Origin of the sequence: Ralstonia condita (assembly GCF_958405655.1) — a bacterium.
GTDB lineage: Bacteria > Pseudomonadota > Gammaproteobacteria > Burkholderiales > Burkholderiaceae > Ralstonia > Ralstonia condita.
In genome coordinates this window covers 37489-49455 of record NZ_CATYWO010000004.1, presented here as the reverse complement: position 1 = coordinate 49455, position 11967 = coordinate 37489, and the positions used below count along the sequence as shown (strand labels likewise).

Genomic DNA, 11967 nt, shown 5'->3' with positions numbered 1-11967 from the left:
GCGGATGCTCCCTTCGGAACATCTTGGCGTGCGGCACCGTGCCGCCGTGCTAACGTAGCGGCTGGAGACACCGAAGTCCCCCGGATTACAACATCAACATGGCGACCGGCCTTTATACGCATCCTGAATTCCTCCGGCACGAGATGGGGCCGCACCATCCCGAATGCCCGGACCGCCTGCGCGCGATCGAAGACCAACTGATTGCCAGCCGCATTGACCAGTTTCTGGTGCCCTGCGAGGCGCCGCCCGCCACCGAGGCGCACCTGTGCCGGGTGCACCGCCCAGAATACGTGCGCGAACTGGTAGCCAGCGTGCCCATCGCAGGCTACATGCCGATCGACCCCGATACGTCGATGAATCCCCACACCTACATGGCCGCGCTGCTGGCCGCAGGTGCTGCGGTGGACGCCACCGATAAAGTCATCGCGGGCGAGCTGGAAAATGCCTTCTGCAGCATCCGCCCGCCTGGCCATCACGCCGAGCCCGGCCGTGCAATGGGCTTCTGCTTCTTCAACAACGTGGCGGTGGCTGCCCGTCATGCGCTGGAGCAACATGGCCTGCAGCGCGTGGCAATCGTCGACTTCGACGTGCACCACGGCAATGGCACGGAAGCCGCTTTCCGCGACGAGCCGCGTGTGTTGATGTGCAGCATCTTTCAGCACCCGTTCTATCCGTATTCGGGCTCCGAGACGGTCACGCCCAACATGGTCAACATCCCTCTGCCGGCGTACACGACCGGACTGACCGTGCGGGAGGTCGTGGAAACGATTTGGCTGCCGCGTCTGGAGGCGTTCCGTCCCGAGATGTTGTTCATTTCCGCCGGCTTTGATGCACATCGTGAGGATGACCTGGGTCAGATGGGCCTCGTCGAGGCCGATTACACCTGGATCACGCAGCAACTCATGCAGGTGGCCCGTACGCATGCGGGCGGCCGCATCGTGAGTTGTCTGGAGGGGGGGTACAACCTGAGCGCACTGGGCCGCAGCGTGGTCGCGCACATCAAGGCGCTGGCGGAGTTGTAGGCGCCTGATCAAAAATTGTCTGCAAAATTCGAAAAAGTAATAAAGACATCGTCAAAGAATCGTTCCTCGCATGTAGCCTCTGCCTTACACTAGCGCCTCATTCAAACAAGAAGAGACGGCAACGGCCCGGGACCAGGGCGGTTGCCGTTTTTGTCTGTCGAGCATGATCGAACTCAAGGGGATTTCACAGCGCTTTCAGGGGGCGGGCGGCAACGACGTCCACGCGCTGCGCGACGTCGACCTGACCATCCAGCGCGGCGAGATTTTCGGCATCATCGGCCGCAGCGGGGCGGGCAAGAGCACGCTCGTTCGCGTGATCAACCTGCTGAACAGGCCAACGTCGGGCACCGTGACGGTGGCGGGCCAGGACCTCATGGCATTGAACGCCGAAGGGCTGCGCCAGGCGCGCCGCAAGATCGGCATGATCTTCCAGCACTTCAATCTGCTGTCTTCACGCACGGTGTATGACAACGTTGCGCTGCCGCTGGAGCTTGCAGACACCCCGCGCGAGCGCATCCGCGAGATCGTCCTGCCGCTGCTGGACCTCGTCGGACTGGCGGCGCATAAGGACCGCTACCCGGCACAGATCTCAGGTGGGCAGAAGCAGCGCGTGGGCATTGCCCGCGCACTGGCAAGCCAGCCGGATGTGTTGCTGTCCGACGAAGCCACTTCCGCACTGGACCCGGAGACCACGCGTTCGATCCTGGACCTGCTGCGCAAGATCAACCGCGAACTGGGCCTGACGATCGTCCTGATTACGCATCAGATGGAAGTGATCAAGCAGGTGTGTGACCGCGTGGCGGTGCTGGATGCAGGCAGCGTCGTGGAGCTCGGCCGCGTCATCGACGTTTTCCTGAAGCCGCAGCACGATGTGACGCGCGCGCTCATTGGCGAAGTGATCTCGCAGGACTTGCCGCCCTCCGTGCTGGCGCGCGTGGAAAGCAGGCTTGTCGCGCGTGAGCACGGCGGCCGCGACCACCTGTTCCGGTTGGCCTTCACCGGCGCAGGCGTGGATCAGCCGGTGCTGGCCCAGGCGATCCGCCATTACGGGCTCGATTTCAATATCCTGCACGGCCATATCGACGAGATCCAGGGTCAGGCATTCGGCTCGCTCGCCATCCTGGCTTCGGGCGAAACCGCCGACATCAGCAACGCGATGAACTTCCTGCGTGAACAAGGCGTGGTGGTCGAGGAGATCAATCATGTGGTCTGACCTGACCGACCTGTTTTTGCCCGCTTTCTGGGAGACGCTCGCCATGGTTGGCGTGTCCGGGGGCATCGGCGCGCTGTTCGGCGTGCCGCTGGGCGTGCTGTTGTATCTGACGGCGTCCGGCGGTGTACTGTCAGCGCCGGTGTTCAACCGCGTGGCAGGCCTCGTCGTCAATGCCGTGCGCTCGGTGCCGTTCATCATCCTGCTGGTCGCGGTGATCCCGTTCACGCGCCTGTTGGCCGGGTCCTCCATCGGCACGGCTGCGGCCATCGTGCCACTGACGATTGCCGCGATTCCATTTGTCGCGCGTCTGGTGGAAACCGCACTGCGCGAGGTGGACCGCGGTCTCATCGAAGCCGCGCAGTCGATGGGAGCCACCACGGGCCAGCTCGTCTATAAAGTGCTGCTGCCCGAGGCGATGCCGGGCATCCTTGCTGGGCTGACCATCACCTTCGTCAGTCTGGTTGGCTATTCGGCCATGGCTGGCACCATCGGCGGCGGCGGCCTCGGGGATCTGGGCATCCGCTACGGTTATCAGCGCTATGAATCGGACATCATGCTGGCGGTGGTCGTCATCCTGATCGTCTTTGTGCAGGCGGTGCAATCGACGGGGGACTGGCTGGTCCGCCGCCTGAGCCATCGCTAATCATTCAACCGACAGACAACACGAGGAAACGTAATGAATCGTCGTCAACTGCTGCAATGGTCCGCAAGCCTGGGTGCTGCGCTGGCATTCGTTGCCGGGAGCGCCCTGGCACAGACCAAGCCGATCAAGGTCGGTGTCACCGCCGGCCCGCACGCCGAGATCATGGAAGAGGTGAAGAAGGTTGCCGAGAAGAATGGCCTGAAGATCCAGATCGTCGAATTCAACGACTACATCCAGCCGAATGCCGCACTGGCCGCAGGCGATCTCGATGCCAACAGCTACCAGCATCAGCCGTACCTCGACGACCAGGTCGCGACGCGCGGCTACAAGTTCGTGAGCGTGGGCCAGACCATCACGTTCCCGATGGGCATCTACTCGAAGAAGATCAAGTCGCTGAAAGACCTGAAGGATGGCGCCCGCTTCGGCCTGCCGAACGACCCGACCAACGGCGGCCGCGCGCTGCTGCTGCTGCAATCGCAAGGCGTGATCAAACTCAAGCCGAACGCTGGTTTCAAGGCGTCGCCGCGCGACGTGGCCGACAACCCGAAAAAGCTGAAGTTTGTCGAGCTGGACGCCGCCCAGTTGCCGCGCTCGCTGGATGACCTGGACGCCGCTGCCGTCAACGGCAACTACGCCGAGAAGGCCGGCCTGGACCCGACCAAGGACGGCATCGCCATCGAAAGCCCCAAGGGCCCGTACGCCAACGTGATTGCCGTGCGTGCCGCTGACAAGGATCAGCCGTGGGTCGCCAAGCTGGTCAAGGCCTACCACTCGGATGCGGTGAAGGCGTTTGTGAAAGCCAAGTACAAAGACGCTGTGATCGTGGCTTGGTAAGCACTTCTACACACGGTTAGAGGGTTTTCCCCAACTCGTTGCCGGACGTTTGACTGGCGTCCGGCAAATTTTCGCGGTTAAAATAGCACGACCGTTCGGAAAAATTACGCGAGCGACCGGCCCCCCTTATAATGGCCGGCGTTTTGCAAAATCGTCTTATCAATTAGTGGAGTGAGCGCATGAAAGTCCTGGTCGCAGTCAAGCGCGTGATCGATTACAACGTGAAGGTTCGCGTGAAGACGGACGGCAGCGGTGTCGATCTTGCCAACGTCAAGATGAGCATGAACCCGTTCGACGAGATCGCCGTGGAAGAAGCCGTCCGCCTGAAGGAGGCTGGCGTCGCTACCGAAGTGATCGCCGTGTCGTGCGGCGTGACGCAGTGCCAGGAAACGCTGCGCACCGCCATGGCCATCGGCGCCGATCGCGGCATTCTGGTCGAGACGGCCGAAGAGCTCCAGCCGCTGGCTGTCGCCAAGCTGCTCAAGGCGCTGGTCGACAAGGAACAGCCGCAACTGATCATCCTGGGCAAGCAGGCGATTGACGATGACGCCAACCAGACCGGCCAGATGCTGGCTGCGCTGGCCGGCCTGCCGCAAGCTACGTTTGCCTCGAAGGTGCAGATTGCCGACGGCAAGGCTTCGGTCACGCGTGAAGTGGACGGTGGCCTGGAAACCCTGTCGGTCAAGCTGCCGGCCGTGGTCACCACCGACCTGCGCCTGAACGAGCCGCGCTATGTGACGCTGCCGAACATCATGAAGGCGAAGAAAAAGCCGCTCGACACGGTCAAGCCCGAAGACCTGGGCGTGGACGTTGCCCCGCGCCTGAAGACGCTGAAGGTGGTTGAGCCCGCCAAGCGCAGCGCCGGCGTGATGGTGCCCGATGTGGCCACGCTGGTGTCCAAGCTCAAGACGGAAGCCAAGGTGCTGTAAGCGGTCACGCTACTTGCACGCAACTTCAAGCACACCGAATAGGCAGATCAAGATGACCGCACTCGTTATTGCTGAACACGACAATCAATCCATCAAGGCCGCCACGCTGAACACCGTGGCTGCAGCCGTCCAATGCGGCGGCGACGTCCACGTGCTGGTGGCCGGCGCTGGCTGCGGGGCCGCTGCACAGGCCGCCGCGCAGATCGCTGGCGTGACCAAGGTGCTGGTGGCCGACGCGCCCCAGTTTGCCGATGGCCTGGCCGAGAACGTCGCCGAGCAGGCCTTGGCCATCGCCGGCAACTACAGCCACATCCTGGCGCCCGCCACCGCCTACGGTAAGAACATCCTGCCGCGCGTGGCCGCCAAGCTGGACGTGGCCCAACTGTCCGACATCACCAAGGTCGACGGTCCGGACACCTTCGAGCGCCCGATCTACGCCGGTAACGCGATTGCCACCGTGCAATCGGCCGACAAGGTGAAGGTGATCACCGTGCGCGGCACGGCATTCGACCCGGCTGCCGCTACCGATGGTTCGGCGGCTACCGAAAACCTGACCGCCGTGGCGGACGCCGGTATCTCGCAATTCGTCTCCCGCGAAGTGACGAAGAGCGACCGCCCGGAACTCACCGCCGCGAAGATCATCGTGTCGGGCGGCCGTGGCGTGGGCTCGGGCGAGAACTACACCAAGGTGCTGACGCCGCTGGCCGACAAGCTGGGCGCTGCACTCGGTGCCTCGCGTGCGGCAGTCGACGCCGGCTTCGTGCCGAACGACTACCAGGTCGGCCAGACCGGCAAGATCGTCGCGCCACAGCTGTACATCGCCGTCGGTATCTCGGGCGCGATCCAACACCTGGCCGGCATGAAGGATTCCAAGGTGATCGTGGCGATCAACAAGGATCCGGAAGCGCCGATCTTCCAGGTGGCGGACTACGGACTGGTTGGCGACCTGAACACTGTGGTGCCGGAGCTGGTGACCGCACTGGGTTGATTGCACCGCGCGGCGCGCATCATCTGACGCACGCTGCACTACTGCCCGACGCAAAGCCGTTTCCGACCCGTTTGGAAGCGGCTTTTTTGTACGCGAGCGCGATCAGGATGGAGCCTACGACTGACGCAGTGCCCTGATTGTGCTGAACGAGATTGGAGAAAGACATGACCTATCAAGCCCCTGTCAAGGACATGCTGTTCGTGATGAACGAACTCGCGGGCCTGGATAACGTTGCCAAGCTGCCCGGCTTCGAAGAGGCCACTGCCGACACGGCGCAAGCCGTCCTTGAAGAAAGCGCGCGTTTTACCGGCGAGGTTGTTGCGCCGCTCAATGTCGCAGGCGATCGGAACCCGAGCAGTTGGAAGGACGGCGTTGTGACAGCGACCGCCGGTTTCAAGGACGCTTTCCAACAATTTGGCCAGGGTGGTTGGCAGGGCGTGCAGCACCCGCTGGAATATGGCGGCCAGGGCCTGCCCAAACTGATTGCCACCGCATGCATCGAGATGTTGAATGCGGCCAACCTGTCGTTTGCGCTGTGCCCGCTGCTGACCGATGGCGCCATCGAGGCGCTGCTGACGGCTGGCAGCGAAGCGCAGAAGCAACGCTTCGTGCCCAAGCTCATTTCAGGTGAATGGACCGGTACGATGAACCTGACGGAGCCGCAGGCCGGCTCTGATCTGGCGCTGGTGCGCACGCGTGCCGAGCCCGTGGGTGACGGCACGTTCAAGATCTTTGGTACGAAGATCTACATCACCTGGGGCGAACACGACATGGCCGAGAACATCGTCCATCTGGTGCTTGCGCGTACCCCGAATGCCCCCGAAGGCGTGAAGGGGATCTCGTTGTTCGTGGTGCCGAAGTTCATGGTCAATGACGACGGCTCGCTGGGCGCGCGCAACGATGTGCATTGCGTATCGATCGAGCACAAGCTCGGCATCAAGGCGAGCCCGACCGCCGTGCTGCAGTTCGGCGACCACGGTGGCGCGATTGGCACGCTCGTCGGCGAGGAGAACCGTGGCCTTGAATACATGTTCATCATGATGAACGCCGCGCGTTACGCCGTGGGTATGCAGGGTATCGGTGTGTCCGAGCGCGCGTACCAGAAAGCCGTGGCCTATGCGCGCGATCGCGTGCAGAGCCGCCCTGTGGATGGCTCGGTCGCCAAGCCGGTGCCGATCATCCATCACCCGGATGTCAAGCGCATGCTGCTGACGATGCGTGCGATGACCGAAGGCGCACGCGCGCTGGCCTTTGTGGCAGCCGCTGCCAGTGACGCCGGCCATCATGCAGCCGACGAGGCTGTGCGCAAGCAGAACGCCGCGTTGTACGAGTTCCTGGTGCCGATCGTAAAGGGCTGGAGCACCGAGATGTCGATCGACGTGACGAGCCTCGGCATACAGGTGCATGGCGGCATGGGCTTCATCGAGGAGACGGGCGCAGCGCAGTATTACCGCGATGCGCGCATTCTGCCGATCTACGAAGGCACCACCGCCATCCAGGCCAATGATCTGATCGGTCGCAAGACGGTGCGTGATGGTGGCGCGGTGGCACTGGGCATCTGCGCCGAGATCGCAAAGGTGGAAGCCGCGCTCGCCGCCAAGGGCGGTGCGCATTGCGAGGCGATGCGCACGCGTCTGGCCGCCGGCCGCGAGGCGATGGAATCGGTGGTGCGCTTTGTCGTGGAGCAGACCAAGGCGCAGCCGAACGCCGTGTTCGCGGGCAGCGTGCCTTATCTGCGCCTGTGCGGCATCGTGCTGTCGGGGTGGCAGATGGCGCGCGCGCTACTCGTGGCCATCGACCGTGAGGCCGAAGACCCGAACTTCTATGGCGCCAAGATCGCAACGGCCCGCGTGTTTGCCGATGTGCTGCTCACGCAGGCACCCGGCATTGCACAGTCGGTTCTGACCGGTGGCGAGACGATCGGGACCATGCCCGAAGTGCAATTCTGACCGACATCTGCCGGCATCAGAAAAGGGAGGCTTCGGCCTCCCTTTCTGTTTGGCGCGGCGTGAGAGATCAGGCCAACGCGGGTTGCGTCGCGGGTTGCCGTGCTCCACCAAGGTAGCGATAGACCGACAGATCATCCGAGCGGATGGCGGGCGACCGGCCCGATACCAGATCCGCCAACAACCTGCCCGAGCCACACGCCATCGTCCAACCCAGCGTGCCGTGGCCGGTGTTGAGCCAGAGACCGCGCACGGGCGTCGGTCCGACAATCGGCGTGCCGTCCGGCGTCATCGGTCGCAGGCCGGTCCAGAACGAGGCGCGTGAGACATCGCCCCCGCCCGGAAAGAGATCGTTGACGACGAATTCCAGGGTCTTGCGCTTGGCCGGGTCCAGCCGCTTGTCGTAGCCGACGATCTGTGCCATGCCACCCACGCGAATGCGGTCATCGAAACGCGTGACGGCCACCTTGTACGTTTCGTCGAGCACGGTGGACACCGGGCTCTTGCTGGCGTCCGTCATGGGTACCGTGATCGAGAAGCCCTTGAGCGGATACACCGGCACGCCCACCAGATGCTTCAGGAAGGGGGTGCTGTAGCTGCCGAGTGCCACGACCACAAGGTCGGCTTCGACCGGTTGGCCATCCACCAGCGCGCCGCGTACGGCGTCGTTCCTGATGATCAGGCTGTTGATATTGCTGTTGAAACGGAAGCGCACGCCCATCGCCTCAGCCATCGCCGCGAGGCGTGTGGTGAAGAGCTGGCAGTCGCCCGTTTCGTCGTTGGGCAGGCGTAGACCGCCAGCCAGCTTGTGGCGGGTGGCGGCCAGGCCCGGTTCACTGCGCACGAGGTCATCGCGCGAAAGCAGTTCGTACGGCACGCCAGCGCGTTCGAGCACGGCGATATCTTTCGCGGCGCTGTCGAGTTGTTGCTGGGTGCGGAAGACTTGAAGCGTGCCTTGCTGGCGCCCTTCGTAGGCGATGCTGGTCTCGGCGCGCAGATCGCGGATGCAGTCGCGGCTGTATTCCGCCAGGCGAACCATCCGTTCCTTGTTCTGCGCATAGCTGGCCGCGTCGCAATTGCGCAGCATCTGCCACATCCACTTCAGTTGGAAGAGGGTGCCGTCAGGGCGAATGGACAGCGGCGCATGCTGTTGGAACATCCATTTGATGGCCTTGAGCGGCACGCCCGGCGCGGCCCACGGCGACGCATAGCCCGGCGAAATCTGCCCCGCATTGGCAAAGCTCGTATCCAGGGCCGGCCCGGCTTCGCGGTCGACCACGGTGACTTCATGGCCAGCGCGGGCCAGGTAATAGGCGCTGGTCACGCCGATAACGCCGCTGCCAAGAACAAGCACGCGCATGGTCATACTCCCCGGAGATGCAATCACGATAGATGTCGCTATCGTATTCGTACAACTCTAGTAATTGTTTCTGTATATTTGACAGAAACAGAAACTATTGCGATTTTGAGGTGTTTGATCATGCGAACCCAGCGCAAGCCCGTCCGCGCCCTTGATAAGCTCGATCGCCGCATCCTTGACCTCCTGCAAAAGGACGGGCGGCTGTCGATGAAGGAGCTGTCCGAGGCAGTCGGCTTGACCATCACGCCGTGCATCGAGCGTGTCAAACGCCTGGAGCGCGAAGGCTTCATCCTCGGTTACTACGCGCGGTTGAATCCCGCCATGCTGGGTGCTTCGCTGCTGGTGTTCGTCGAGATCAGCCTGGGCAGCAAGTCCGGCAACATGTTCGAGCAATTCCGTCGCGAGGTGCTGCGGATCCCCGAAGTGCTTGAGTGCCACCTCGTTTCGGGTGATTTCGATTACCTCATCAAGGCACGCATCCGCGAAATGAGCGAGTACCGCCGGCTGCTCGGCGACATCCTGTTGCAGTTGCCGGGCGCCGTGCAGTCCAAGAGCTACATCGTGATGGAAGAAATCAAGGAGACCCTCGCCATCGACGTGACGGAAGGAGGGCAGTGACGTGGGGATGCCCTTCAAATCGCCTGGATCCCGGGGCAGTCGTAGCCAACGCCAAGCACTGCGCAGCGCGGGCCGATGCGATACGATCGGAAAGCCCCGGATCCCGGTCCTCCCGTCCTCTCGTCCTACTGATCGCTGTGCCCGACATGTCCGATCGCCATGCCCTACGCAAGGGGCGCGGCGCCACTTCCAACCTGCCAGGCCGCTTTGAACGCGAGGAACGCGCGCGCGTTGACGACGGCTGGCAACCGCTGGTCGGCCAGACGGACCCGGAGGACATGCCACCGCGCGTTGACACCAGTGTCTGCGTGGAGCGTGCGCGTTCGATTCTCAGCCACAATCAGTCGCCCGACGTTCCGTTTAGCGTTTCTTTAAACCCGTATCGTGGGTGTGAGCACGGTTGCGTGTATTGCTTTGCCCGGCCGACACACGCTTACCTGGAACTGTCACCTGGTCTGGATTTCGAGACCAGGCTATTCGCCAAGACAAACGCTGCCCAGGTGCTGCGCGAGACGCTGGCCAAGCCCGGCTATCGCTGCGAAGCGATCGCGCTGGGCGTGAACACGGACGCCTATCAGCCCATCGAGCGCGACCTGCGGATTACGCGTGAGGTGTTGCAGGTGCTTCACGATTGCGACCATCCGGTGGGACTGATCACCAAGTCATCCTTGATTGAGCGCGATATCGATCTGCTCGCGCCGATGGCGGCGAAGCATCTCGCCGTCGCGGCCGTCACGATCACCACGCTCGACGCCGATCTCGCGCGCAAGCTGGAGCCGCGTGCCGCCGCACCCTCGCGCCGCCTGCGCACGATCCGCACGCTGGCCGAAGCGGGCATTCCGGTTGGCGTGAGCGTCGCGCCGATGATCCCCTTCATCACCGATGGTCACATGGAGCAGATACTGGAGGCTTCGCGGGAGGCAGGCGCTACCTATGCCAGTTACATCGTGTTGCGCTTACCGAACGAGCTGAACATCGTGTTCCAGGATTGGCTGATGGCGCATTTTCCCGACCGCGCGCAACGCGTGATGAACCGCGTGCGCGACCTGCACGGCGGTCAGGACTACAAGGCTGATTTTGCAACGCGCATGCATGGCACGGGCATTTGGGCCGACCTGCTGCGCCAACGTTTCTACAAGGCGGCCGACAGGCTGGGCTTCCATTTCCAGCGTTACAACGATCTGGTCCTCGACACGTCGCAGTTCAAGCCGCCCGCGCGGTCCGTCAAACCGGGGATGCCGGTCGACGAGCGCCAGGGCAGCTTGTTTTGACTACTGCGACAGTTCTTTCGCAGCCTGTACCTGTGTTTCGAAGTATGTCTGGAAAGTGATGGCGAGCCCGGCCATCAGTAGAGCGGTGCCGATCATGAGCGTCAGGATGCTCAACAGCACAACGGGCCACCCGGAGCGGGTAGGCGTGCCGTCGGCGTTGAATTGGGCATCCCATTTTTCATCGGCGCGCAGCCCATAGACGAGGGCAGACAGATAGCCCGCCAGCACGGAGGTCCCGCCGACAATCGCGCAGATCCAACCCGGCGTGCTGGCACGCTGCGTCGTCCATAGCAGCGTCACGCCGATCGCTCCGAGGACCATGGCGATCACTTGTGTCCACGCCCAGAAGTCTCGCCGGCCCTTGAGGTAAAAGCGATGCGCTCCCACGCTGCCGAGCAGGAAGGCGAGCAGCACGGTAAGCAGCTTGGATTTTCTCTGAAGAGCAGTTGTCGGCATGGCGGGCGCAGAAGAAACGGCAGGGCAACATCGCGCCGCGCATTCTACGCCCAACCTGAATCCCGGCGCATTCGCGACCGTCACCAGGAACGGATTCAATCTGTCTCGGCAGGGTGCGGTGCGGGCCGTCCATCCGGCGTGACGTGCGCAACACTGCGATGCAGTGCTGGCGGAAGAGGCCCGGTCACTCAACCCGCACGGGCCGCAGAGAGGGCACGCTCATCGACGCGGTGAAATCTTGCAGCAGCCTGGGACGCTATGAGGCAAAAATGGGGTGGCCCGGTCGCCTTAGCCCCGGCGTGAGCCGCGCCAATTGCCGCCCTGGTCGCCGGTGCCGCGCTCCTGCCGGAAGCGTTCCTGTTGCTGCTGCCAGTCTCCGCGGCCACCACCCTCATGGGGTTGCACGCGGCCGTTGAGGCGGTCGTCGGGGGGGGCCCGCGCCTCCATGCGCTCCATTTGCTCACGGATGCGCGCTGCCTGTGCACCGCGGGCATCAACGAAGAAAACCTGCGCGACCATCGATCGTCCGTATGGCGCAGCCGCGGAGGCTTCGGTCCAGGCGGGCATCGTCGGTTCTGGAAAAGCGGCGGCAGCCTGACGCGCCGATGCGTTGGCAGCCAAAGCGCCCGCGGAGGCGACGATCAGAACACCCGCCGCCAAGGGGCGAAGCAATGCGCGGATCTGCAT

Annotated in this window: 12 protein-coding genes; 9 read left to right on the top strand and 3 right to left on the bottom strand. The window is 63.2% G+C overall.

The features are described from left to right. The first annotated feature begins 98 nt into the window (after positions 1–98). From R2N03_RS13940 to R2N03_RS13910, 7 genes are all read left to right on the top strand, one after another. Entirely contained in the window at positions 99–1022 is a 924-nt protein-coding gene (locus tag R2N03_RS13940) for a histone deacetylase family protein (protein ID WP_316658240.1), read from the top strand. Between the two features lie 163 nt (positions 1023–1185). Then, a complete protein-coding gene (locus tag R2N03_RS13935) occupies positions 1186–2235 on the top strand; it encodes a methionine ABC transporter ATP-binding protein (protein ID WP_316658239.1) in 1050 nt (349 codons plus the stop codon). Beyond that, positions 2225–2878 (top strand): methionine ABC transporter permease, encoded by a 654-nt coding sequence (locus tag R2N03_RS13930; RefSeq protein ID WP_316658238.1) that lies wholly within the window; start codon positions 2225–2227, stop codon positions 2876–2878. The genes R2N03_RS13935 and R2N03_RS13930 overlap by 11 nt, the downstream gene beginning before the upstream one ends. Positions 2879–2911: 33 nt before the next feature. Next, positions 2912–3712, top strand: a complete 801-nt coding sequence (locus R2N03_RS13925; RefSeq protein ID WP_316658237.1) for a MetQ/NlpA family ABC transporter substrate-binding protein — start codon at positions 2912–2914, stop codon at positions 3710–3712. A gap of 179 nt (positions 3713–3891) precedes the next feature. Further along, positions 3892–4641 (top strand): electron transfer flavoprotein subunit beta/FixA family protein, encoded by a 750-nt coding sequence (locus R2N03_RS13920; RefSeq protein WP_260802802.1) that lies wholly within the window; start codon positions 3892–3894, stop codon positions 4639–4641. 52 nt (positions 4642–4693) lie between these two features. Next, positions 4694–5629: an electron transfer flavoprotein subunit alpha/FixB family protein gene (locus R2N03_RS13915; protein ID WP_316658236.1), complete on the top strand. Its 936-nt coding sequence runs from the start codon at positions 4694–4696 to the stop codon at positions 5627–5629. A gap of 164 nt (positions 5630–5793) precedes the next feature. Next, entirely contained in the window at positions 5794–7578 is a 1785-nt protein-coding gene (locus tag R2N03_RS13910) for an acyl-CoA dehydrogenase (RefSeq protein ID WP_316658234.1), read from the top strand. 67 nt (positions 7579–7645) lie between these two features. On the opposite strand, the gene R2N03_RS13905 is transcribed toward R2N03_RS13910, so the two are convergent. Beyond that, positions 7646–8935, bottom strand: coding sequence for a D-amino acid dehydrogenase (locus R2N03_RS13905; RefSeq protein WP_316658233.1), 1290 nt, complete (start codon positions 8933–8935; stop codon positions 7646–7648). A gap of 120 nt (positions 8936–9055) precedes the next feature. Here R2N03_RS13905 and R2N03_RS13900 point away from each other — a divergent pair, with 120 nt between their 5' ends. Next, entirely contained in the window at positions 9056–9553 is a 498-nt protein-coding gene (locus tag R2N03_RS13900) for an Lrp/AsnC ligand binding domain-containing protein (RefSeq protein WP_316658232.1), read from the top strand. 146 nt (positions 9554–9699) lie between these two features. Continuing rightward, positions 9700–10824 (top strand): PA0069 family radical SAM protein, encoded by a 1125-nt coding sequence (locus R2N03_RS13895; RefSeq protein ID WP_316658231.1) that lies wholly within the window; start codon positions 9700–9702, stop codon positions 10822–10824. Here R2N03_RS13895 and R2N03_RS13890 read toward each other — a convergent pair whose 3' ends face one another. Both R2N03_RS13890 and R2N03_RS13885 read right to left on the bottom strand, forming a co-directional pair. Beyond that, positions 10825–11280, bottom strand: coding sequence for an NINE protein (locus R2N03_RS13890; protein WP_316658594.1), 456 nt, complete (start codon positions 11278–11280; stop codon positions 10825–10827). Positions 11281–11568: 288 nt separating this feature from the next. Continuing rightward, complete coding sequence (locus tag R2N03_RS13885; RefSeq protein WP_316658230.1) at positions 11569–11967, bottom strand: hypothetical protein; 399 nt, start codon at positions 11965–11967, stop codon at positions 11569–11571.